The organism is Acaryochloris marina MBIC11017, assembly GCF_000018105.1.
GTDB lineage: Bacteria > Cyanobacteriota > Cyanobacteriia > Thermosynechococcales > Thermosynechococcaceae > Acaryochloris > Acaryochloris marina.
Map to the genome: position 1 here is coordinate 468926 of NC_009925.1, position 23961 is coordinate 492886.

Below are 23961 nucleotides of genomic sequence, written 5' to 3' on the forward strand. Positions count from 1 at the left end.
TCTGTCAATGCGTTTGTCCTGGGTCTGTTCTGATGTATAGCCCTACGAAACTATGTTAGTACTATTGATATAGAAGATATCCCTACATTAGTATGCCAGCACCCTATAGTTATGACCTTCGTCGTAAAGCCGTTGATGCCTTCAAGAATGGTGAACGGAAAGTCGATATCTGTCGAATGTTGAACATCAGCCGTAATACCTTGCATCTATGGATAGTCCGCGAAGAAGCTACAGGTGACTGTCAGGCGATTACCAACTACCAACAAGGGGCTCGCCACAAGATCACAGATTGGGAGCGCTTTCGTGAATTTGCTCAAGAGCATGGGGGTAAAACCCAGGCCCAAATGGCTAAGCTATGGGGGGATAATGTCACCCAGCAAAATATCAGTGATGCCTTGAGAAAACTGGGATTGAGTCGAAAAAAAAGACCTATGGCTATCGAGAACGAGATGAAACACAACGTCAAGCATTTATAGAACGATTACAGACCAAACACCCTCATCAGATCGTCTATGTAGACGAAGCGGGTATCGATAATCGAGCGGACTATCCTTATGGATACTGCCCTGTGGGTCAACGATTTTATGACCTCAAATCAGGCAAGCGGACAGAGCGAGTCAGTTTTATTGCTGCGCTCAAAGAAGGCCAGTTATTTTCTCCCATGACCTTTGAAGGGTCTTGCAATCGGTTGTTATTCGAAGCGTGGTTACAGCAGAGTCTTATATCCCAGTTACAACTTGGCGATGTGATTGTGATTGATAATGCCAGTTTTCATCATGGCCAGAGGATCGAAGAAATCGTAGCTGAAGCAGGCTGTGAGATTTGGTATCTACCGAGCTATTCTCCAGATCTCAATAAAATCGAGCGATGGTGGTTTGTGCTCAAAAACTGGATGAAGCAGCGGTGGGATGAATTTGATACCTTTCGTGATTGTGTGGATGCTGCTTTCAAAGAGCGTACTAACATATATCCGTAGTGCTATATAAGCATGTAGCCCTTGTCGTCGACTCAAAAACCCCAGAACATTCAAGCGTTTACTTGAACGAGTCGGTATTTCCAGATACGTCCCTATGGGTTGCCATCCATAGGGAATACAGGGGACTAACGAAAAACCACTCTCATCCATAAAGAATAGATGGATGTCTCCCTTCTCTTCCTGTTCCTTGAGATGTTCTAACTGCTGTTTTTTTCGAGGTAGTGGGCATATAAAGGCTGGCCTGATGTCCCTTGGCGAAAGCGATGCCAGCTCATGTCCATCTGCTTCAAGACGCGTTTAACTGTGGCCTTTGACACGCGTACTGACCACTGTTGTTCAATCTGAGCTAACACCTGATTGAGTTGGATGGGAGATGCCTGAGTCCACTCATAAATCTGCTGTTGTTGGTCGGGATTAAACATCGGTTTTCGACCTCGACCTGGGTGATTATAGAGTCCTGCAAATCCTCGGTTGTTCCAAGCCTTAAGCCAGTTGTAAACCGTTTTAGGACTCACACTAAAAAGGGAGGCTAAGGTGTAGGGGGGCCAACCCTGGGCGAACAAAATGAGGCAATGGGCGCGTTGTCTGACCTGATGATGGCGACTACTGTGATAAATCCGATGCAATAAGCGTAAGCTTTCGGTGGAGATAGGACGGACTAATGACATCAAATCAATGGATGTAAAAGGTCGTGCATCAAAAAAGTGTGGGTTTGTTAAACCTATAGGGAGTTGAGTTTTCCTATCTTCTGATTCAATGCCCTCTATGTGGTCATCCAAAGACCCACAAGCACGGTAAAACCAGTAAAGGCAGCCAACGTTACCGTTGCCCCCACTGCCAGCAAACCTTCAGTGCAACCCTTGATACCCTCTATTATCGCCGTCAGATTTCTTCTGAAACGATTCAGACCATCCTTCAATCTCATGCTGAAGGCAGTAGTCTGAGGGGCCTATCTCGCATCACGGGTGTGGCCTTTAACACCTGTGTGAGTGTGATTCGTTCAGCGAGCCATAAAGCCCAAATGATTCACAACCAAGACGTTCAGGCCGTTTCGACTGACGTCATCAATGCGGATGAGTTATGGTCTTTTGTTAAAAAAAGCAAAAGCACTGTGAACCGGAAGAGTTGAGCGTCGGCGATTGCTGGATAGCGTTGAGTCTCGCCAAAGACAGTGGCTTGGTGCTCGGTGGACGGATTGGTAAACATACCGACGAGCTCGCTCAAGAATTGATGGAGAATACTGAAGGCAAAACCGCCTGTCACCATTGGCAAACTGATGGCTGGGAAGGGTATTCACGACAATTACCCAATGAGACGATCCATCACGTGAGTAAAGCCCTGACGCAGCGCTTAGAGCGGACCAATGGCATATTACGTCAACAGGCCGGGCGCTGGCATCGACGGCAGAACAAATTTGGCAAAGTCTGGCAACAGAGGGCAGTGACGTTAAGACTGGTGCTGACCTATTTCAACTGGATCTGGTGCCACTCTCGATTCAAAAATACGGCTGCCCAACGTGCTGGACTAGCGGAGCATCCCTGGCAATGGCAAGACTTAGTCAACTATCCCACACTTTATTGACGCACAATCGATTAATTGGGGTATAGCGCAAAGGCAATCGGAAGACCGTTTCTTCCCAAAGCGGAGCAAGTATCACCGCAAACAAAATAATTTGCCAGAAAGATACGGTTTGAGCGAACTCTAAGACTTTGTTACTCGATTCAAGATTCTCTGCCAATCTGGAACTCAACACACCGAGGGGTAAAACCATTACCAAAGCCAATGCGTAGAGCCTGAGAACATCAACTATGCCGTGATGCTCCGTGGCCACATTCACCGTATAGCGAGGATGTCTTAAAAACTTGAGAAAACGACCCAACAGGCTTTGAGATACATTTGACGGCTGAGAGGACGATGTGTGATAAATCATAATTTGAAGTGAACCCCTATATTCGGACAGGGCAATAGATGAATTAAGCGCTATCCTCCTTATTCATACAATAGTGATTGTTCTGTTGTCTCCACTGCTGCTCATATTCACAGGGTGTCAAATACCCCAGTGATGAATGAATCCGCTTATGCATATACACATCTTCTAGAAACTGCTCAATGTGCTCATACGCTTCAGTAAAATTTCGATAGTCTGATAAATCGACCTCTTCTTCTTTTATCGTTCTCATCAATCGCTCAGCATAGCCATTTTGCCAAGCCTGTCCCACCTCGGCCATACTGATTTGCACTTGGTGTTGTTGGAGCAATTGCATATAGGCTGCAGCGGCATACTGAACCCCTTGGTCAGAATGGTGAATCTCAGGCGTTGCCCGCTCCAACGCCTTGTTCAACGCCCTCAACGTTAGTTGCTGGTCGATATGGCGGGACAGATGCCAGCCACGAATGGCGCGAGTAAAGACATCCATCACGACGGCCAAATAGACAAACTCCTGCTGTAAGCGAATGTACGTGATGTCCGCCACCCACACCTGCTCAGGATGGTCGATGGAGAGATTCAACACTCGATTGCCATAGCGAGGGAACGAATGTTCGCTATTGGTGGTGCGTTTGCGTTTGACTTTGGTCTTGGCCATAATCCCTATCTGTCGCATTAGTCGAGCCACGCGTTTATGGTTAACGCAATACCCCTTGAGTTTGGACTAAAGCAAACGAGAAAAGCAGTCAATGAAGTACACCGACTGCTTTAAGGTCAATGAATCATCACACTCATTGCCCTTATGATTTTCGACCATCTGCGTCAATTCCGCCAAACTCTGTATAGCTGCTTTGGCGCCAGTAAAGACGCGTTATTTGAGCTAATGGATGCGGTATTGATGAGTCCGAGCCTGCGTTCATTTGTGTGTTTGTCTCAACATCCTATCTTCCGTCGTCAATGGTCGAGTACCTATTCAGCCCTGCATGATGGTCGTATCCATCGTGCCAAACTTCACCGATATTTAGTTCGACAAGTTTCCACTCAAGACCAGCCGCTCTTCGTGGGAGATAGTAGTCCTTGGCTGCGTCCCGAGGCCAAGACCCTCAAAGACAGAGGTTTTCATCATCAAGGGGGACATACTGTCGGGGTAGGCCAAAGTTATAGCACCCTTTCTTGGGTCCCAGACGAAAGTCAGCATTGGGCACTGCCCCTACGCCATGAACGAATCACGAGCTTTGAGACCGCTTTGACCAAAGCCACGTTTCAATTAAAGCAAGTCTGTCGTCATTTGCCGGTGCGTCCTCTAGCCGCGTTTGACCGTCACTACGGTAATGGCATCTTTCTCAATCACACTGCAGGGATTGAAGTCGACCTGTTATTGCGCTTAGCATCCAATCGCTGTGTCTATGGTATTCCCCTCGCCTATTCAGGACGAGGGGCTCCTCGTAAGCATGGACATAAGTTCAAATTGAATGCCCCTAATACATATCCAGAAGCCAGCGAAATATTGGAGATAGAAGACACCCAACTTGGACAGGTCAGAGTAACTCGCTGGAGCCAATTCCATTTCCGTAATTCGGCCAAACGAGAAATGGAAATTTTGCGCGTTGAGATCATCCAACCGAAAGGTAAACGACGAAAGTTTAAGCCGCTTTGGCTGGCCTGGACTGGAGAATGCATGCCAAGTCTGGAGCGATTATGGCGAAGATATCTGCAGCGCTTTAGCATTGAGCATTGGTATCGATTTGCCAAACAACGGCTCTATTGGACGACCCCTCAACTCACGTCCAATGAAGCGACAGAGCGATGGAGTACTTTGATTGGGATGATATCTTGGCAATTGTGGTTTGCTCGGTCAGACTGTATGGATACGCCTTTACCCTGGCAGTCTCCTCAACAAGTTCTATCACCAGGACGCGTCGCTCAAGCATTCCCAAGTATTATTGCGGCGATTGGAACACCTACTCAAGCACCAAAAACTCGCGGTAAATCACCCGGACGCAAGCAAGGCCAATCTCAACCACCAAGAACTCGATATCCAACGGTCAAAAAACGAGTCTCCAAACGCAGGAAAGCAAAGATTGTCTCAAAAACCGCTGCTTAACTGCTGAGTTAATACCAGAAAAACTTATGCTCAGGCTTTCAAGGGCCATGGGATATTTTACTCTGTCTGGAGATTTAAACTTAGTCCAAACTCAAGATACCCCTGACGCTGCAGTTGGGCGGTGATTCGACGATAGCCATAAGTCGGATAGGCTCCAGCAACTCCAGCAATGGCCGCTTTTAGTTCGCTCTCATCCGGTTGGCCTCTGGCATGGTAATACACTTGAGAGCGTGGGTAATTGAGTACCTGACAAATTTGGGCTATTGGATGTCAACCCCATAGGCGATGTCGCGACAACCACAAGGCGGATCAACCCCCAAATTTGGACCGTATTATTTGGCGTACACTCCCTTTGCGTTAGCTCTTTTTCAGACCTCATACGATACCTTCAGAACAAAACGACAACCCGTGATCGAAATGACAACCAGTGATCGCTCGATTATTTGGACTGGGATTTTTGAGGTGGAGACTGAGTTTGAGCCGTTCTCTGAGTCGCTGATTTGCGCCGATAACTATCGGCTTGAATTTTGATAATCAAGCCATGATGAATTAAGCGATCAATGGCAGCCACCGCCATCATCGAATCAGTGAAAATGTCATCCCATTGGCTGAAGGGTTGATTCGCTGTAATCAACAAACTTTTTCGTTCATAGCGATGCGCAATTAATTCAAACAGAACGGACGTTTCCGCTTCCGACTTTTTGCAATAGCCCAAGTCATCCAAGACCAACAGATCATAGCGGTCCAGTTTTTTGAGCATTGGATGCAGCTGCAGTTGGAGCTTCGCCTGTTGCAAGTGTTGAACCAATGCGTTGGCTGCAAAGAACTTCACCCGCTTACCGAATTCCAGCATCTTTTTGGACACTCCAGTGGCCAGATGTGTTTTTCCAACGCCCGAGGGTCCCAAAATAAGGCAGTTCTCGGCGCGCTCCAACCAACCCGGATCTGCGGCTAATTGCATCAAGGGAGCAGGATTGAGCTGGGGACAATGGCTAAAGTCAAAGTTGGTAAAACTTTTTGCGTTTGGGAGCCTGGCTTCGGTGAGAGCACGTTTTAGCCGAGCTTGTTCTCTTCTTTGGGCCTTCGTTTCGCACAAGGCTAGTAAGAATTCCGCATAAGACCAGTTTTCCTGCATAGCTTGGGATTCGATAGATTCCCAATGGGTCAACATGTGGGAGAGCCTGAGCTTTTTTAGATAGAGGCTCAGGTGCTGGTAGGGGCTCAGCGGGGACTGAGCAGGAGGGGAGGAGTTTGTCATAAAGTTCAAGTGAATGTTGTTCAATGCTGAGGTCAGGAACCTGCTTCATCTGAGGCGGCTCAAACTGTTTTTTCAGGCGATTGAGGGTGAGACTGGATGCCTGGAGTTGCTGCTGTAAGTACACTGCTACGGCCTGTTCTTTATCTTGAACCGCAGCAATATACAGGGCTTCCACGATGATCTTGGCAGCCTGCTCCAGGTCAAATTGGGCTTTGAGCTGTTCCCAGATTTGGCGGTATTCAGGATTGGGAAGTAGGTCTGATTGCCAGGTGCAATAGATAAAAGCACGAGGCTTCAATCGCATTGAACCAATGACATGGCGATAGTTGATGCAACGGTCGCGACGTTTGCCTTTGCCACTGACACGCTTCCTCGGCAATTCCACGACTGGATGTCGCTCCAGATAGCCGACAATCCGGTCGTGGTAGAGATGCAGTTCCAATTGACGACCAATCAGTCGAGAAGGGACGGTGTATAGAATGCAGCGAACATCGATGGTGCTGCGTTTGCTGACTTTAGCGGTGAGCACTTCATAGTCAGGGGTTCGATATTTGGGCAAGGGTTGTAGATGGTCTTTCTCTTGCTCATACTTGGTTTGGCACTGCTGATTCAACTTGGCGACCTGTGCATCAATTAAGGCTTGATACTCAGCAACGCTCGTAAAATCTGCACTGCCGCGCAGATAGATCGCCTGCTTAATTCGGTTTTTGAGATGGCCATGGGGAGACTCGATGGAGCCGTTCTCATGGGCAATACCTTTGTTGTTACGAGTGGGTTCTAGCCGATAGTGGTCACACAGTTCGTCGTACAAACGCGTGAGGTTTTTGGACCGGCGGCCGCCCATGTTGCGATAGGCTGCACTCAAACTATCAGTACGATGCTGTTGGGGGACACCTCCACAGGCTGCAAAGGCATTTTGCAATCCTTCTGAGAGGGCAACAAAGCTTTCGCCTCCTTGGATGATCTGGGCATATCGCCAGCCGCTGTATCCCAGACGGTAATGGTATATCAGGTGCTCAAAGGGTTGACCGGCAATGGTAATCGTGATGCCTTTGAGTTCTGTAAAACCGGAGAACCCTTGTACCCCGGGTTCATGACGCAATTCAAACATCACTTCGGGGCTCGGGCCATGCAAGGCTTTCCACGTTCTCACCCGACGTTGCAAGGTCCGCAGGACTTGGGGATACTGGCCTGGATACTTATCCTGCAGATACTCATACAGAGTCATGGGTTTGAGACGCGGGTCTCGACGCAGCATTGGTTCTAGCTCGTCTTCCCACACATCAGCTAAGGGGTCGGGAACGGTGCGTTGGTCCTGAAGGCGGCCGCGATTAGGTTGATGGGTGCCGGCCTCAATTCGTTGTCCGGTTCTTGTAGATATTTCGGCAATGTAAGCTGCTTCAGCTTGTTTCAAGCCGAGGTCTCTTCCGTTCATATAAACACGAGTATGATAGGAATCAATTCTTTTGTTAGGCACTTGTACAGCCCTCTATTGATTAGGGATGTAAAAAGTGTCTTTTTTCTTGAGATTGAATTCTAGAAACGCGATCTCACACATCATTTCTAGGGAATTGAGATCTAGTTTTATCCTTCTCAGGGGATGCCTGGTTTCTTCATAGCTATAGCCGACGTGACATCGTCATTGATCCGTCAGCTCGATTGTCGTCTAATAAGCTTTGAACTCAGCACTATATTGACGACGTTTTGATGACATTAATTTCCCTCATTCGGTACAAGATTACGATGCTTAAGGACTTGTCCGAATCTTGGGGGTCACTTCAATTTTAATCCGCATTAATCGCCAGGCAAGACACTACCCAGCACTCATAGGAAAATGTTCTAAACCACTGCCTTGGAGATTTGGCCAATGGCAACAGCCGTAATGAAGACGTATAGCACTACGGATATATGTTAGTACGCTCTTTGAAAGCAGCATCCACACAATCACGAAAGGTATCAAATTCATCCCACCGCTGCTTCATCCAGTTTTTGAGCACAAACCACCATCGCTCGATTTTATTGAGATCTGGAGAATAGCTCGGTAGATACCAAATCTCACAGCCTGCTTCAGCTACGATTTCTTCGATCCTCTGGCCATGATGAAAACTGGCATTATCAATCACAATCACATCGCCAAGTTGTAACTGGGATATAAGACTCTGCTGTAACCACGCTTCGAATAACAACCGATTGCAAGACCCTTCAAAGGTCATGGGAGAAAATAACTGGCCTTCTTTGAGCGCAGCAATAAAACTGACTCGCTCTGTCCGCTTGCCTGATTTGAGGTCATAAAATCGTTGACCCACAGGGCAGTATCCATAAGGATAGTCCGCTCGATTATCGATACCCGCTTCGTCTACATAGACGATCTGATGAGGGTGTTTGGTCTGTAATCGTTCTATAAATGCTTGACGTTGTGTTTCATCTCGTTCTCGATAGCCATAGGTCTTTTTTTTCGACTCAATCCCAGTTTTCTCAAGGCATCACTGATATTTTGCTGGGTGACATTATCCCCCCATAGCTTAGCCATTTGGGCCTGGGTTTTACCCCCATGCTCTTGAGCAAATTCACGAAAGCGCTCCCAATCTGTGATCTTGTGGCGAGCCCCTTGTTGGTAGTTGGTAATCGCCTGACAGTCACCTGTAGCTTCTTCGCGGACTATCCATAGATGCAAGGTATTACGGCTGATGTTCAACATTCGACAGATATCGACTTTCCGTTCACCATTCTTGAAGGCATCAACGGCTTTACGACGAAGGTCATAACTATAGGGTGCTGGCATACTAATGTAGGGATATCTTCTATATCAATAGTACTAACATAGTTTCGTAGGGCTATATCTTCACTGTAAAGCCAAACTTCATCAAGCATTGTCCTCAGCTAAAGCTGAGGACAACAGGATTTATCCCAACAAATGATATTTCCCCTGATGACTTGGGCGCTGAATGCCGGTACGCTATTGGCTCAAAGCCTTGTCTTTACTACGAGAGTGGCCCTAGCTACTTGCTTGGGAAACTTGCCCTTCCGCTCGCCACTCATGCACCATTCTCACCACAATAAAAAGACACAATAGAAGAAACGCGATCTGGCTAAGACTAAAAATCACTGTAATCAGTTTTTGATTGATGGTAATTTTGTCCACTTCTGTGGACGTCGATGTGGACGAGAACATCCGATACAACAGCATCTGTCCGACCAATAAACCATTATGGAAAGCATGGGTAAACACGCCCCACCAAAACCCATATCTCAGTCGGACAAAGGCAAAGAAAACACCGAGTAATACCTGAGGAGTGACGAGAAGTGGTGCCAATAGTAGAGCCGAATCATTAATGAGCTGATAGTTGGGTATATGAATCAACCCAAAAATGATGGTGGAACCATAAAAGAACCATCCAATCCATTTTTCATAATGTTTATGAATGGGTTGGGCAGACATCTTTTCTTTAAGCCAAACTCGCAAAAACACACATCCTAGAAAAGCCAGGCATAACAAAGGCAACATCGATACAGCGGATACAATCTTTGCACTAGCTAATGTGCCCAGAATGATAAGTACCCATAGAAATAGGGGTAATGTCAAATTTATCGGTGTGTAACGCAGAGGCAGCCGAAACAGAACTTCTTCCAATGGCGGAGCAATAATCACTGCCATGGTAAAGATCAATAATGGTTGATCAGCCATCTCAGTGATGGCATGGCTACTGGACAGCTTCTCCGCTAGGAGACCCACCATAATTGCGAGAGGCAACACGAGCACTAACGCTAATGCATATAGCCTAAGAATATCTCTAAGAGGTTGAGTTTGAGATGGAACATTGACGGTATAAAATGGACGCCGTAAAAACCGATAGAATCTACCGAGCAAGCTGCCTAAGGGCTGAGAAGCCAAACTTGAAGTCATGGAATAAACAAACCAGTATTAATTTAAATTGATGGTTCACAGACTGAGTAGAGCATAACTGGCAAGTGTTGCTAAATTCTACTCACTGAAGGTTAGGAGCAGTGAACATCAATAGACTTAGGGTGCCCATATCTCAGCGTAAGCTAAGGCATCGTAAAGTACCTTCCAGCAAAAGGCATACATCATGGTGGTTGCAGATAGCTTGAGAGTCCTAAAACTTCACAGATTAATGCTTAACGCAAATATAGATTTTAAATGATTTGATAGAAGTCTACTCATTAAGGGTAGGACTACCTGATTTCCTGTCGGGCTCGCATGAACTTAATAGGTAAGTCATAAAGGCAACTTTGCTTTTTAGCCAAGCTGGATTTAGTACTGGTAAGAAAAAAGATTGATGTCAATTTTATAAAGATCCGCAACTTTATCAGCAAGTTCTGGGGTGTAGTAGTTTTTGTAGTTGTTTCTGTCTTTAGATGAATTCTTCTTTTGTATTTCTACCTGGTCAATTTTAAGAATGTCGGCTACCTTCAAAAGATCTTCCTCGAAGCTCTCAAATCTTCCAATAAAATTAAGATTGTTTAAGTCAATTAATTTTGATTGTCGACGAATATGATTGTCACAGTTATCTAAGTCTAAATCATCGAGATACTGAATAAAGTAATCAAAATTTTGCATTTTTGAGAGAGTACTCTCACTAAAACCAAAATGATTGCTATTAACGACTTTATTTAACCAGCAAGAAACCAGCCTATCCCAGGGATTTCTAACAAAAGCAAATTTAAAGTAGTTTTGATAAACACCTAATGGGTAATGACACCAATATGGATATTCTGCATCTAGAACTAAGTCGGACTTCTCAAATAAATTAAAGATACTTCTCGTTCCTACCTTGGCAACACGAAACCAAAGAAACCTTTTTTCGTTGCATATCGTTATATTGTAGCGATACTTAGATGGTACTGCAGGAAATGCCTTCAGAAATGTTCTACTCACCCCCTGATATACGAGACTTGGTATGGTTAATTGAGTGGATAAATCATCTAGCTTTCTCGTAGTTCTTATCATGGGCTTATATATGGGGATTTAAAGAATGCTAATTTTTTACTATCTCATAGAACAATAAACTATTATGAATGTTCCCACTGATCATTTGGAATATATGGATTTGCGCAGCTTTGGATTGATTGATACTATTTATTCATTAGACCTCTTGCAATATTCATTTGACGATGTGGTATTGCTGTTTGCCATCCCTCAAGTTGTCAAAGATAGCTCGTAGTTATAGATAGCTGCAATCAAGTTACACCGCAGCGCGTAGCGACGACGACGATTGCGATAGCGCTCCGACAGAATTCTGAAAATCTTCAGGCTGCGATTAATGTGTTCAATGCCCATTCGTTCCTGACTCAGAGCACGGTTATACTCTCGCTGCAGGGAAGTCAGTTCACCGTGTTGTGGCTTCTTGAGAGGAACATAGCTGTTGGTATGATAGGCTGCAATCCCTTGATATCCGCTATCTTGCAGACTCTCGGTATCTGGATGGATATGGATACCTGAAACCTTGAAGATCTGAAAATCATGCCGACGACCTGGACCAACGTTAAGGCAGATAATCTCTAAAGTGTTGCGGTTAGCGATAATCTGGTATTTGAAGGTATGTCTCTTTTTTTTCCTGAATAATACGCTTTTTGTCTTGTCTGGGGACGTTCAATGGGCGTTTCAGTCACATCCATCACAACGACATCCGGTCGCTCGAACCCTTGTAGCAGAGATTTCTGACCGGGTAAGCGAAAGAGTCCTGAGTTCATCAGAGCGGTCTCGACCTGGTGGACAATACGGCAGACGGTTGATTCAGAGACTTCCCAATCTCCAGCAATGTGGAAATAGGTCCGATATTCTCGCCAATATTGAAGGGCTACCAACAGTTGATCACATCGACACAACTTTGGAGGACGCCCTGCATTAGAGCGACTCAGGTGATAGGTATGCCATGCATGGAGCATGGGTTTAAAGGTTCGCTTGTAGACTCCAGTTCGTCGCTTAAAGTCCTTCGCACTCAGCTGTTGGGCTGTTTCGTAATTCATTGGATATGGCACTGAATAGAAAGAACATCAGGCTCAATACCATATCGCACATTCAATTATGCAAGAGGTCTATTAAGAAATTAGAAGGTTTTTCTGGTTTTCTGAGGTTGAGCTGGGCACTAGTTTGCTAATGGGCTCTATAAATCATGCTTCCGACGTAAAACGAGTAGATACTGTGGAATACTCGATCTGACGGAGCTGGGAGGTCAATCCGTAGGGCTTTGATTTCTACAAAAGGTGGTGTTTCAATAAAGGCACCGGTCCCCCACTAGTTCAGTGGGCTATGCCATCAAGGCTCGCGCGAAAGATATAAGGGCGATGAACTGTAGGTCGCACCATTGGTCCATCCAATAACCTCATCATGGGTTGGCAAACTCCCTTGGCAGACCAAGCATGAAACTGGCCACCCCTAGCACTAGCTGACGGTTGAAAGGTATGAGGTTACCTGTGCGAACGAGAAACTTTCCCCATCCAGGCTTAAGGCTGGACCATTCAATTTATTGAATGTGAGAGTTGCTTTTGGGTTACAGCATGGGTTAGGCGCTGGTCTTTAACTGCTTGAGTTTGGACTAAAGCAAACGAGAAAAGCAGTCAATGAAGTACACCGACTGCTTTAAGGTCAATGAATCATCACACTCATTGCCCTTATGATTTTCGACCATCTGCGTCAATTCCGCCAAACTCTGTATAGCTGCTTTGGCGCCAGTAAAGACGCGTTATTTGAGCTAATGGATGCGGTATTGATGAGTCCGAGCCTGCGTTCATTTGTGTGTTTGTCTCAACATCCTATCTTCCGTCGTCAATGGTCGAGTACCTATTCAGCCCTGCATGATGGTCGTATCCATCGTGCCAAACTTCACCGATATTTAGGGTTTGCTGAGAAAGTAAATTGAGCAAATTCCATGCATCAAATCGTACAAGCAACCCATTTGTGACGGCCAGAGCCATATCCTTTGACTGGCCCTAGCAAAGCCCCAAGGAAGTCCTGACAGCTCCATAACGCTTTCCAAAACCAGCAATCCCACCCCAAAAATGAACGATAAAAAGTGGCTGAGCCACCGCTCCAGATTCATGACCAAGAACGTGATAGCAATCGCACTGGCAGCCGTATCCGCTAACTTCGCCATCACTCGATTCAAGCCAAACCGTCGCTTGGCCTGCCCAAACTTACCCTCAATCTGGACCCTCACCTTTTCATCCTCACACGCTTGTTGCTTGAGTTGGGTCTGTACTTGTGGGTCTTGTTGAGGTCTTCCTAACGGCGGTCCACTCAAGCGAATCCCCCGAGCTTTACACCATCGTCGATTAGCCCGAGTCCGATAGATTTGGTCAGCATGGACTGAGAAAGGATAATGGCCAAAGCGACGACGAAAGGCTTCCACTTGATGTTGAAGATGCTGGGATTCATTGAACGCATCCCAACTCAAGCGCTCCAGAAACACACATCCACGCACACAACTGAGGGATAGCTTGGCTCCAAACTCAACGGGTGTTCCAGCTTTGCCTCGGACCATCGGTCGGACATGAGGCTGACTCATACTGACAATCCGGTCGTCCACTCGACGTACTGACTGTTGATACATCCATTCTTGCTGTCGAAAGACTTCATGAATCACCAGCAACAGACGGTACTGCCGCCGGGACAATTGGGATAGGGAAGCCCCCAATGTTATCAACCCATCAATATGGGCTAGATTGCGACGCACATAGCCCAACTGCTGACGAATCCCTTTACGAATCAGCTTGCGGCTCGGTTGACGTTTTTTGGCAATGGCCAGATAGGCTTTGCGGGCCTTCTGGCGGTAGGTGCGAGGTTTGCACTTGAGGGACAGCATGACTTGAGCATATAAAGCATCGAGGATGGCTTCGCTTGCTTTGCGGGCATCATTGAGCAAATCCAAGTCTGTCGGATAGCGAATATCGGCTGGTGCACAGGTCGCATCTATCAACAATTGGCCCTGGTTGGGAGGGGCAGGAGGCTCATCTTCATCATCGTCAGAGGGAGGAGATGACTCAGGGGACATCGCCACAGGAGACCCCTCGGATGCCAGCACAGAGTCCACGACTGCGTCATTGACTTGAGCTAGCAGCTCTAGATTCAACCGTTGGCGAAAGTGAACCAGCATGGAGGCATCAAACGGAGCACTCTCTCGATATTCACTAAACCCCAGAAAGTACTGCAAGTAGGGGTTCTCTCGAATCTGTTCTACGGTCTCTGCGTCGGATATACCCAGTTTCTCTTTGATGATTAAGGTCCCTAAGGCCACACGAAAGGGTTTGGCAGGTGCCCCCATGGTCTGACTGAATTGGTCTGCATATTCTGACTCAAAGCTCTCCCAAGGAATCAACTCGGCTAGTTTGACCCAGCGATTCTCTCCTGAAAGTTTCCCTCCAAAGGGCAAGTAGAAGTTCTCAAAGGACAGTTGACCGGGGGATGGACGGCGATACATCGGGTTGCAGGTGCAAGGGTTTTAAATATTTTGAATGATTTTCCTTGCACTTCTCAAGGGCCCTCAACACTTGGATACACTGCAAATATTGGAACTTAGACTTCCGAAGCAAGCCCTATTTAGTTCGACAAGTTTCCACTCAAGACCAGCCGCTCTTCGTGGGAGATAGTAGTCCTTGGCTGCGTCCCGAGGCCAAGACCCTCAAAGACAGAGGTTTTCATCATCAAGGGGGACATACTGTCGGGGTAGGCCAAAGTTATAGCACCCTTTCTTGGGTCCCAGACGAAAGTCAGCATTGGGCACTGCCCCTACGCCATGAACGAATCACGAGCTTTGAGACCGCTTTGACCAAAGCCACGTTTCAATTAAAGCAAGTCTGTCGTCATTTGCCGGTGCGTCCTCTAGCCGCGTTTGACCGTCACTACGGTAATGGCATCTTTCTCAATCACACTGCAGGGATTGAAGTCGACCTGTTATTGCGCTTAGCATCCAATCGCTGTGTCTATGGTATTCCCCTCGCCTATTCAGGACGAGGGGCTCCTCGTAAGCATGGACATAAGTTCAAATTGAATGCCCCTAATACATATCCAGAAGCCAGCGAAATATTGGAGATAGAAGACACCCAACTTGGACAGGTCAGAGTAACTCGCTGGAGCCAATTCCATTTCCGTAATTCGGCCAAACGAGAAATGGAAATTTTGCGCGTTGAGATCATCCAACCGAAAGGTAAACGACGAAAGTTTAAGCCGCTTTGGCTGGCCTGGACTGGAGAATGCATGCCAAGTCTGGAGCGATTATGGCGAAGATATCTGCAGCGCTTTAGCATTGAGCATTGGTATCGATTTGCCAAACAACGGCTCTATTGGACGACCCCTCAACTCACGTCCAATGAAGCGACAGAGCGATGGAGTACTTTGATTGGGATGATATCTTGGCAATTGTGGTTTGCTCGGTCAGACTGTATGGATACGCCTTTACCCTGGCAGTCTCCTCAACAAGTTCTATCACCAGGACGCGTCGCTCAAGCATTCCCAAGTATTATTGCGGCGATTGGAACACCTGCTCAAGCACCAAAAACTCGCGGTAAATCACCCGGACGCAAGCAAGGCCAATCTCAACCACCAAGAACTCGATATCCAACGGTCAAAAAACGAGTCTCCAAACGCAGGAAAGCAAAGATTGTCTCAAAAACCGCTGCTTAACTGCTGAGTTAATACCAGAAAAACTTATGCTCAGGCTTTCAAGGGCCATGGGATATTTTACTCTGTCTGGAGATTTAAACTTAGTCCAAACTCAAGTAACTGGCCAATGTCGATGGAAATTTGGCTATCGTAGAGATTGGGAGATTGAAGCACTTCTCCCGTTGCATCTGTTGGAATATCCTTGCTTGAATCCTAAAAAAAGCTGGTTACTTTACCGACAATACAATCTAAAGGAACAGCATGAAATACCCGACTATCAGTACTTTCAGGCGCATTATCTCCTATTAGAAAATAGGAATTGTCGTCCACTGACTGAATACGCTTGATTAAATAAAGCTGACTTTGAAAAGGGTGCCGAGCCAACACGATATCACCAACTTGAGGAGTTGTTAGTCGATAGGCTCGCGGATCAATTAAAACTTGGTCGCCAGGGCTTAGGGTTGGCATCATTGATCGCCCCTGCACCTCCCAACGCCGTCGTCGTCGACAGCACCATAGCAAGAACTCCCAAACTGAGCAGTCTGGGAGTGGTGAACTTACGGGGAAATCTGGTTTAACTAGCTTTGTACCAAGACACATCCGTTCGGTTTTTAGTTGCCCAAAAGACTTTATGAACTTCTTCAACTGCTGCTAGCAACTCCTCTGCATGCTGGAGATTGACCTCCACCTTGCAAGAAGAACAAAGCTTAGCTGCTTTCCAAAACATATCGTGCAGATTGGGATACTGCTCTAGGTGCTGAGGCTTAAAATAGTCCGTCCACAGGATTAAAATTTCTTCTTTAGCCTTTTGAGCCTGCTCTTCTTTAATTTGGATATATCGCGACATCGTATTCAGATAAGTCGCCATAGCCTGCGGGTTTTGATCGGCTGGTGGTTGCAGATCCAAAATCTTACGTGTCATCGACACTACCGCTTCGGTATAAATTCTGGCTGTCGCTGGATCATATACCCCACAGGGACCATCACAGTGAGCGTGAGCAACAGGAGTCGGGAACCAACGCTTAATTAGAGTCTTAATTTGTCGCAGAACCATAACTAATCCTTAATCTGAATCGAAACAATCTTCGCCAAGGTGTCAGTCAAATCCATGATTACTATACACTCAACAACCGGGGTTGTATCTGACTAAAAAACATCTGAGCAAGCTCAGTGTTATGTTCGAACACCCTGCGAGCTTTATCCTGCTGTCCTAGACGCAGATAAAACTCATAGACCTTGAGGCTAACCATTTTCAATGCTTTTGCAGCTTCGATGCGGAGGCATTGAAAATAGTGGGTGGCATGCATCAAATCAACCACTCGATCCAACGCTTGTTGCATCGTGGTTTCTGCAACCTGGAAATCCTCAAGTTTTACTAAATTATCGGCCAAATTGTGGCAAGCCATCACATAAGCATGGATAGCTTCCGGGTGACGACGCTCTTTTTTGGCAGTCATCAACATTAACTCAGCTAAGGCAATGGCTTTGCGATAGGCATGAAGCGCTTCCAGATATGAACCTGCAAGCAGGCACTGATTGCCTGCTTGAGTGTGCAACTGCCAGTTCAATTCGTAGGAAGAGTAAATCTGAGGATCGTAAGCCATATCGAGCGATTCTTTTGAGTGAAGTAGACCAGGATTACCCGTCGATCAACTATTTCTACCGTCAGGGTATGAATTAAATATCTTTTTTTCAGCCTTGAACTGAAGATAGAGTTGGGCTGCCTCCCTGAGGGTAGAAACTGCTAAACACCTTTTTCTGCCTTGATTCACAAACGATATCGGTAAAGACTTATCAGCACGACTCACCGATTCAAACCATTAGCTACTGAGTATTTTGCTGGCTAAGCCATCACCATAGACCTTATGCTGTCATATCTAGTCACCAATTGCAAACTGTTATCAATAAGCAGTTTAAGGGGTTTCAGCACATCATCTCAGGGATCCTTACTCCTGGAGTTTTGCTTGCAGTCCAGCCTTTTTTCAAGCCGATAGATACAAAGGGGGGCATAGCCAAAGAGAGAGCATGTTCAGATACCTACCTTGGGGGAGCGACGTTCATAACAATCCCCGCAAAGAGATGTTGAAAAGCTTGAAATCTTCTGTCGTTTGAAAACACTCAGGAAAAAATCATGGCAGGGTAAGGTTGAATCGATTTAATTAAGTTGCCGTGCTAACGCTTCACCCCCATCAAATGGATCAGATTTATGACCATGCCCAGGACTGCTATCCCGAAGAGTGCTGCGGGCTAATGCTTGGGAAAATCCTAGAACCAGATGCTCAATTAGAAAAGAAACTGTTTGAACTCTATCCTCTAGATAATGCTTGGGAGCAAGCCGAATCATCTATACGAATAGAAGAGTCAGGAACACCGTTAACCGCAACCCGCCGCTATTGGATTGCCCCTCAAGATTTATTTAACGCTCAGAAATACGCACGCACACAGGGGTGGGATATTATAGGGGTCTACCACTCACATCCCGATCACGAAGCCGTGCCTTCTGAATGCGATCGCAAATGGGCTTGGCCCCAATATTCCTATGTGATAGTTGCCGTCAAAAACGGTGTACCCCACGACTTTCGCAATTGGATATTGGATGACCAGCAGCAATTTCGAGCAGAACCAGTAACGGTTGTGGATGATGTGGTCCCGTCAACCCTTGAAACAGATATTTAGAAACCTCATACATCTTTCCTTTAAGGATGTCCGCCATGCTTAATCCGAATTTGGACCAGATTCAGCTCAATAAAGAAGAATATGAGCGGTTCTCTCGCCACCTCATTTTGCCGGAGGTGGGCCTAGAGGGACAAAAACGCTTAAAAGCCGCTAGCATCCTTTGTGTTGGTACCGGAGGCTTAGGGTCACCGTTATTACTCTATTTGGCCGCCGCTGGAGTTGGCCGTTTGGGCATTGTCGATGCCGATGTGGTCGATAGCTCTAACCTCCAACGCCAGGTGATTCACGGTACCTCTTGGGTGGGCAAGCCTAAGATCGAATCCGCTAAAAATCGAATTCATGAGATCAACCCGCTCTGTCAGGTGGACCTGTATAACACCTGGCTCACCTCAGAGAACGCCCTAGAAATTGCTGAACCTTATGACATTGTTATTGACGGTACGGACAATTTCCCGACTCGGTATCTGGTCAACGATGCCTGCGTCTTGTTAGATAAGCCCAATGTGTATGGGTCGATCTACCGCTTTGAAGGCCAAGCCACTGTATTTAATTACGAGGGTGGTCCCAACTATCGGGATTTGTATCCAGAACCCCCACCTCCTGGACTGGTGCCCTCTTGTGCTGAAGGGGGTGTTCTAGGGATATTGCCAGGTATTATTGGTATTATTCAAGCCACCGAAGCGATTAAGATTATTTTGGGCCAGGGCACAACGTTAAGTGGCCGTTTACTGCTCTTTAACTCCCTTGACATGAAGTTTCGAGAGTTAAAGCTCAGACCCAACCCAGAGCGTCCTGTGATCGAAAAGCTGGTGGATTACCAAGAGTTCTGTGGTATTCCTCAAGCCCAAGCAGCCGAAGCGGAGCAAAAAGCCAATATGGAAGAAATGACCGTTCAAGATCTCAAGCAACTGCTCGATAGCGGTGCGGATGATTTTGTCCTCTTGGATGTGCGTAATCCCCATGAATATGAGATTGCCCGCATCCCTGGCTCAGTCTTGATCCCCTTGTCTGAGATTGAGAGTGGCGAAGCCATTCCCAAAGTCAAAGAGCTGCTGAATGGCCACCGCCTGATTGCTCACTGCAAGATGGGGGGACGCTCGGCTAAGGCCCTGGGCTTCCTCCAAGAAGCAGGGATTTCAGGCACCAATGTGACCGGCGGAATCACGGCCTGGAGCCGTGAAATCGATTCTTCTGTACCTGAATACTAAGCCCTGAATTAATAGGTATAGATGAATTTAATTTCAGGTGCGATATGCCCCAACCTATACTGCTAGCGCTGTTGTAGGTTGGTGGCTAGGATCGCAGCTTGAGTGCGATCACGCACATTTAACCGTTTCAAAATACTATTGACGTGGTTTTTGACCGTCCGTTCAGAAATATACAGGGCCTCAGCAATTTCTCGATTGCTCTGGCCCTCTGCGATTAAAGCCAAAACTTCCGTCTCTCGGGGCGTCAGTTCGGCCAATTCGGGCGGTTCTTCCACCGTTGGCGTTGCCGTGATCATCTTCTCAAACAAACCAGGGCCAAAGTGAGTGTACCCTTTGTGAACCGCTCGAATGGCCTCTGCTAATTCATCAGAGGGGGTATCCTTGAGCAGATAGCCCTTGGCCCCTAAGCGCATAGCTTGAGAGACATAGTCCTCATCATCGAACGTGGTTAAGACCAATATATTGATTTGAGGAGCCTGCTGCCGGATGGCTTGGGTCGCAGCAACTCCATCCATCACCGGCATACGCATATCCATCAGGATAATATCGGGCTGGATTTCCAAAGCTTTCTCAAGGGCAACTTGACCGTTCTCTGCCTCACCCACGACTTCTAAATCGGGTTTGGTGTTGAGCAGACTGGAGAGCCCTTCCCGCACAATCCCTTGATCATCTACCAACATCACTCGAATCATTATTCTTCTCCTAATCGAGGAATCTTGATCTGAATATGGCAGCCTGTTTGAGGTTGGCTCCAGAGTTCGAATAGGCCGCCCAAGGCTACTGTCCGTTCCTGCATCCCTTGGAGACCAAAGCCTGTTGTATTTTTCTCTGGCAGAAACCCTTTGCCATTGTCAGAAATGTTGAGGGACAGTTCCATTTCTTGCTCCGTCAACTCAATCGTAACTTGGGTCGCTTCGCTGTGTTTTGAAACATTAGTGAGGGCTTCTTGCACTAAACGATAGAGGGCTGCAGCCATTTCTCGAGGGACTGGCATCTCAAGGTGGGTAGAGAATTGGACCTGAATCGATGTGGTTCGTTCAAACTCTTGGGTTAGGTGGGATAGCGCTTGGGACAAGGATTGACCTTGTAGGGGGTTATTCCGCAAGGTGGCAACGGTATGGCGGACATTTTGAAGAGCCTCTTTCCCCAAAGATCGCGCTTTCGCCAGGTGATCTGTGGCTTTGGCCCGATCAGAGGCCATCCATACATCCACATTCTCCAGCTGAATACTTTGAGCCGTGAGGGAATGGCCAACGGAATCATGCATTTCCCGGGCAATTCGGTTCCGCTCCTGTAGAGTGGCTTGATTTTCGATCATTAGGGCATATTGCCGCAGGCGTTGGTTCGCAGCTGCTAATTCTGTCCGACTCTGACGCTCAGTCAAAAGCGCCCCTACCATCAGGAAGACAAAGACCAAGACTAACCCAAATAAAAGTGCACTTCTGATCTGCAAGCTCGCCAGTAATTCTTGGGGCAGTCCTCTGCTCCGCCAAGGCGGTGGAGGCCCTAACCTGGGAAATGGACGCATCCGCTGGGCCCCCGTCATTAAGCGGACAAGAAAAGAGCCATAGGCAACAGAGGCTGCTATCAATCGCTGCCGACAAGGAAACAGTAAGCAGGCTCGAATCACCACAATTAAGAGCATCGGGGTGAAGAAGTCTCGAAACCGCCCTCCCATAAACACTGTTGCCCAACAGAGCAGAAAGCCCAAACAGGTATACAGCACTTTCACCTTTTGAGATTGATGGATGGGGAGTTTAAGGCCTAAACCCGCTAATGCCAGAATACTCAGGAAGATGCCCAAGGGAAACCTTAACGCTCCCCTTGGCGTAAAGTGGGGCAGGAGAAAATGGTGGCGAGGAAAAGGTACAAACAACGTTAATAGAGCAACTCCCAACAAAATCCATTCCAAATACAGCAGTAAGTGAAATGGATGGTTGGAACGAAACAACCGAGACATATAGGCTCCCAGTCCAGGAATGGATTTACCAGGCCGCTAGGGCTCTGATGTTCTCCCACTATAGGCGACGGTTTCTAGGTTGGTTTGTCTCCCAGCGCTTCTTGGGCTTAAGCTACATCCTTTGTCTCCCAGAATACAAGTTGATAGAGCAAGGGGGACTATATCTGTTAGAAAAGAGATCTTAACGGTCAATGTGAATGTGTTCTTGGCCTCATATAAAAAAATTCGATATGGGGTGTAAAACATCTATGGAATTTCTAAAAAATAGTTAACCTTTACCCCCTGCACACTTTGAAGTATGAGGAAAACATTTAATTCTACAGTTATCTGTTCGATTGATAATGATCACTTCTGAACTGTTGGCAACCCGTCAATATCCTTTCCTTTCTCGATAGTGATCAACCTCGAATCCTCTTGACTGTTCAATTTTTTTTCATAAAGGACTATACTGATGCAAAGGTTAGTGATTGTTGTGAATTCAATAATTAATTAATATTTTTTGGTCTATAAAAATATTAGTTCTTCTCAAGATCTATTCAGGTTCTATCAAAGAAAATTTTCGCAGTAATTGAATCAGTTGATCGTATTGCTGTAATGTCCTCTCGCAGAGTGAGGGGTCTATCAGTAACCAAGGTAATTCGTTCATCTTTTGGCGACTTTGACGATTGATCATCATGGCTCCTTCCTCTGTTCACCGCCAAATTCAGATTGTGTTGAAGTGGGTGATTGATCGCACCGTTGCTTTGTTGGCGCTAATCCTGCTTACTCCGGTCTTGGGGATGATTGCGATCGCAATCTGTATCAAGATGGGTTGGCCCCCCTGGTTTACCCAACCTCGCCCTGGTAAAAATGGTCAAATTTTTACCTTCTATAAATTCCGGACCATGACTAATCAGCTGGATGGCAATGGCCAGCTACTGCCGGATGAACAGCGATTGACGCCCTTTGGCCAGTTTATCCGTAAAACCAGTTTGGACGAGCTGCCTCAATTATGGAATGTTCTGCTGGGTCATATGAGTCTTGTGGGGCCTCGCCCCTTAATTGTCGAGTATCTTGATCGCTATACTCCAGAACAAAATCGCCGCCATGAAGTATTACCGGGGATTACAGGGCTAGCCCAAATTAATGGCCGCAACGCCATTAGTTGGGAATCTAAATTTGAAATGGATGTTTGGTACATCGACCACTGGTCTCTATGGCTTGACTGTAAAATCTTGGCCCTGACTGTGTGGAAAGTTTTGAAGCGAGATGGCATTAACCAAGAGGGCTTTGCGACCTCAGAAGAGTTTATGGGGACCCTAGATCCATGAGGCCTCAAGCCCTATCCACCATGCAATGGGAGCCTCTGGAGCAATCCTTAAGTGCCCAGCAACGAGCTCTGCTACCCACGGACCAAGATATTGCTTTCTATCGTCAGCATGGCTGGTTTGTTACTCCACCTGTTATCTCGGATGACATTATAGAGCAAGCTATTGCGGGAGCAGAACGCTACTATCAGGGGGAGCGAGATGCGGTTCTTCCCGTCAACGAAGGTTTCAGTGATTGGCAGCCCAGGGATGGTTTGGACCTGGTGCGCAATAACGAGTTTGTATCTCTACAAAGTCAAGCCCTGAGACAACTGGCACTCCAGCCGGTGGTGGGAGCAATTGCTGCAAAATTAGCAGGTACTCAACAAATCCGACTTCTGGATGATCAACTGGTTTACAAGCCCCCTCAAGATCACACTGCCCAAACGAGCGTCGGTTGGCATGCGGATCGGGCCTACTGGGCCAACTGCACCTCAGATCAGTTGCTGACTGCTTGGATCCCTTTTCATGATTGTGATATTGATATGGGGCCGTTAGTTGTTATTGATGGTAGTCATCAATGGTCAGGCTTAGAGCATTTGCGAGGATTTCATCGGACAGACCTAACTCAGCTATCGGCGCAACTCCAACAGATGGGGATCGACCATTCGATCAAAGAAATTCCTCTCGCCCTACGGAAAGGCCAAGTCAGCTTCCATAACTGTTGGACCATCCATGGCAGCTACCCAAACCGTAGTCAACGAACCCGACTTGCGATCGCAGTACATCTTCAAGATGCAGCCAACCACTATCGCCCCTACCAGAATGACCAAGGTCAAGCCATTCATATGTTTGACGAACAGTTGTGTAGAACCCTCCCCAACGGCGATCCAGACTTTAGTGACCCGAGTGTTTTTCCAAAACTATGGTCAGAACCTTAAACAGTA

Annotated in this window: 20 protein-coding genes and 6 pseudogenes; 9 read left to right on the plus strand and 17 right to left on the minus strand. The window is 46.8% G+C overall.

What is annotated here, in order from left to right:
- Nucleotides 1–92: 92 nt before the first annotated feature.
- A protein-coding gene (locus tag AM1_RS39570; RefSeq protein WP_076611717.1) for an IS630-like element ISAcma31 family transposase occupies nt 93–976 on the plus strand; the annotation gives its coding sequence in 2 pieces (ribosomal slippage) (nt 93–419 and nt 422–976; 882 coding nt in all).
- On the opposite strand, the pseudogene AM1_RS39575 reads toward AM1_RS39570, so the two are convergent.
- A pseudogene (locus tag AM1_RS39575) lies at nt 932–1644 on the minus strand (IS630 family transposase); the annotation flags it as partial. The gene AM1_RS39570 and the pseudogene AM1_RS39575 sit on opposite strands and share 45 nt — an antisense overlap.
- Nucleotides 1645–1727: 83 nt before the next feature.
- Between AM1_RS39575 and AM1_RS39580 the strand changes: the two are divergent.
- Nucleotides 1728–2557, plus strand: a protein-coding gene (locus AM1_RS39580; protein WP_451991884.1) for an IS1-like element ISAcma33 family transposase whose coding sequence is annotated in 2 segments (ribosomal slippage) — nt 1728–2070 and nt 2070–2557 — 831 coding nt in all. Because the reading frame shifts where the segments join, the coding sequence is not laid out codon by codon here.
- On the opposite strand, the gene AM1_RS02150 is transcribed toward AM1_RS39580, so the two are convergent.
- Both AM1_RS02150 and AM1_RS02155 read right to left on the minus strand, forming a co-directional pair.
- Nucleotides 2535–2906, minus strand: a complete 372-nt coding sequence (locus tag AM1_RS02150) for a hypothetical protein (RefSeq protein ID WP_012161153.1) — start codon at nt 2904–2906, stop codon at nt 2535–2537. The genes AM1_RS39580 and AM1_RS02150 overlap by 23 nt on opposite strands.
- Nucleotides 2907–2949: 43 nt before the next feature.
- Nucleotides 2950–3618 (minus strand): annotated as a pseudogene (locus tag AM1_RS02155) (IS3-like element ISAcma13 family transposase); the annotation flags it as partial.
- A gap of 87 nt (nt 3619–3705) precedes the next feature.
- Between AM1_RS02155 and AM1_RS02160 the strand changes: the two are divergent.
- Nucleotides 3706–5007, plus strand: a complete 1302-nt coding sequence (locus AM1_RS02160; protein ID WP_012161155.1) for an NF041680 family putative transposase — start codon at nt 3706–3708, stop codon at nt 5005–5007.
- A 96-nt stretch (nt 5008–5103) separates the two neighbouring features.
- Here the strand turns inward: AM1_RS02160 and AM1_RS40785 are convergent.
- The 7 genes and pseudogenes from AM1_RS40785 to AM1_RS02195 all read right to left on the minus strand — a co-directional run.
- Nucleotides 5104–5277 (minus strand): annotated as a pseudogene (locus AM1_RS40785) (IS3-like element ISAcma13 family transposase); the annotation flags it as partial.
- Nucleotides 5278–5446: 169 nt separating this feature from the next.
- The gene (gene istB, locus AM1_RS02165; RefSeq protein WP_083776682.1) at nt 5447–6265 is read right to left on the minus strand and encodes an IS21-like element ISAcma26 family helper ATPase IstB; all 819 of its coding nucleotides are present in this window, start codon (nt 6263–6265) and stop codon (nt 5447–5449) included.
- A 382-nt stretch (nt 6266–6647) separates the two neighbouring features.
- A pseudogene (gene istA / locus AM1_RS42985) lies at nt 6648–7700 on the minus strand (IS21-like element ISAcma26 family transposase); the annotation flags it as partial.
- 463 nt (nt 7701–8163) lie between these two features.
- Nucleotides 8164–9047, minus strand: a protein-coding gene (locus tag AM1_RS39590) for an IS630-like element ISAcma31 family transposase (protein ID WP_076611717.1) whose coding sequence is annotated in 2 segments (ribosomal slippage) — nt 8164–8718 and nt 8721–9047 — 882 coding nt in all. Because the reading frame shifts where the segments join, the coding sequence is not laid out codon by codon here.
- 213 nt (nt 9048–9260) lie between these two features.
- Entirely contained in the window at nt 9261–10169 is a 909-nt protein-coding gene (locus tag AM1_RS02185; protein ID WP_012161159.1) for a CPBP family intramembrane glutamic endopeptidase, read from the minus strand.
- 369 nt (nt 10170–10538) lie between these two features.
- Nucleotides 10539–11234, minus strand: a complete 696-nt coding sequence (locus AM1_RS02190) for a sulfotransferase family 2 domain-containing protein (protein WP_012161160.1) — start codon at nt 11232–11234, stop codon at nt 10539–10541.
- A 189-nt stretch (nt 11235–11423) separates the two neighbouring features.
- A protein-coding gene (locus tag AM1_RS02195; protein ID WP_238549142.1) for an IS5 family transposase occupies nt 11424–12253 on the minus strand; the annotation gives its coding sequence in 2 pieces (ribosomal slippage) (nt 11424–11836 and nt 11836–12253; 831 coding nt in all).
- A 647-nt stretch (nt 12254–12900) separates the two neighbouring features.
- On the opposite strand from AM1_RS02195, the pseudogene AM1_RS39595 reads away from it, so the two are divergent.
- Nucleotides 12901–13122: pseudogene (locus AM1_RS39595) on the plus strand (NF041680 family putative transposase); the annotation flags it as partial.
- Here the strand turns inward: AM1_RS39595 and AM1_RS02200 are convergent.
- Nucleotides 13120–14703: an IS5-like element ISAcma17 family transposase gene (locus AM1_RS02200; RefSeq protein WP_012161164.1), complete on the minus strand. Its 1584-nt coding sequence runs from the start codon at nt 14701–14703 to the stop codon at nt 13120–13122. The pseudogene AM1_RS39595 and the gene AM1_RS02200 overlap by 3 nt on opposite strands.
- 116 nt (nt 14704–14819) lie before the next feature.
- Here AM1_RS02200 and AM1_RS02205 point away from each other — a divergent pair.
- Nucleotides 14820–15905, plus strand: a pseudogene (locus AM1_RS02205) (NF041680 family putative transposase); the annotation flags it as partial.
- Nucleotides 15906–16097: 192 nt separating this feature from the next.
- Here the strand turns inward: AM1_RS02205 and sodX are convergent.
- The 3 genes from sodX to AM1_RS02220 form a co-directional block, all read right to left on the minus strand.
- Complete coding sequence (sodX, locus tag AM1_RS02210; protein WP_148215860.1) at nt 16098–16370, minus strand: nickel-type superoxide dismutase maturation protease; 273 nt, start codon at nt 16368–16370, stop codon at nt 16098–16100.
- An 88-nt stretch (nt 16371–16458) separates the two neighbouring features.
- Entirely contained in the window at nt 16459–16938 is a 480-nt protein-coding gene (gene sodN, locus AM1_RS02215; RefSeq protein WP_012161167.1) for a superoxide dismutase, Ni, read from the minus strand.
- A 61-nt stretch (nt 16939–16999) separates the two neighbouring features.
- Complete coding sequence (locus tag AM1_RS02220) at nt 17000–17488, minus strand: hypothetical protein (RefSeq protein ID WP_012161168.1); 489 nt, start codon at nt 17486–17488, stop codon at nt 17000–17002.
- A 565-nt stretch (nt 17489–18053) separates the two neighbouring features.
- On the opposite strand from AM1_RS02220, the gene AM1_RS02225 reads away from it, so the two are divergent.
- Nucleotides 18054–18560: a Mov34/MPN/PAD-1 family protein gene (locus tag AM1_RS02225; RefSeq protein ID WP_071819928.1), complete on the plus strand. Its 507-nt coding sequence runs from the start codon at nt 18054–18056 to the stop codon at nt 18558–18560.
- Between the two features lie 35 nt (nt 18561–18595).
- Nucleotides 18596–19768 (plus strand): molybdopterin-synthase adenylyltransferase MoeB, encoded by a 1173-nt coding sequence (gene moeB, locus AM1_RS02230; RefSeq protein ID WP_012161170.1) that lies wholly within the window; start codon nt 18596–18598, stop codon nt 19766–19768.
- Nucleotides 19769–19830: 62 nt separating this feature from the next.
- Here moeB and AM1_RS02235 read toward each other — a convergent pair whose 3' ends face one another.
- The 3 genes from AM1_RS02235 to AM1_RS41980 all read right to left on the minus strand — a co-directional run bounded on the left by AM1_RS02235 (nt 19831) and on the right by AM1_RS41980 (nt 22404).
- Nucleotides 19831–20460: a response regulator gene (locus tag AM1_RS02235; RefSeq protein ID WP_012161171.1), complete on the minus strand. Its 630-nt coding sequence runs from the start codon at nt 20458–20460 to the stop codon at nt 19831–19833.
- Nucleotides 20460–21728, minus strand: a complete 1269-nt coding sequence (locus tag AM1_RS02240) for a sensor histidine kinase (protein WP_012161172.1) — start codon at nt 21726–21728, stop codon at nt 20460–20462. Before AM1_RS02240 ends, AM1_RS02235 begins: the two co-directional genes overlap by 1 nt.
- A 532-nt stretch (nt 21729–22260) precedes the next feature.
- Nucleotides 22261–22404 carry a hypothetical protein gene (locus AM1_RS41980; RefSeq protein ID WP_187152918.1) on the minus strand — a complete coding sequence of 48 codons (144 nt, stop codon included), beginning with the start codon at nt 22402–22404 and terminating at the stop codon, nt 22261–22263.
- Between AM1_RS41980 and AM1_RS02245 the strand changes: the two genes are divergently transcribed.
- On the plus strand, nt 22403–23038 hold the full coding sequence (locus AM1_RS02245) for a sugar transferase (protein WP_041658814.1): 636 nt from the start codon (nt 22403–22405) through the stop codon (nt 23036–23038). The genes AM1_RS41980 and AM1_RS02245 overlap by 2 nt on opposite strands.
- Nucleotides 23035–23955, plus strand: coding sequence for a phytanoyl-CoA dioxygenase family protein (locus tag AM1_RS02250; RefSeq protein WP_012161175.1), 921 nt, complete (start codon nt 23035–23037; stop codon nt 23953–23955). The genes AM1_RS02245 and AM1_RS02250 overlap by 4 nt, the downstream gene beginning before the upstream one ends.
- Nucleotides 23956–23961: the final 6 nt, after the last annotated feature.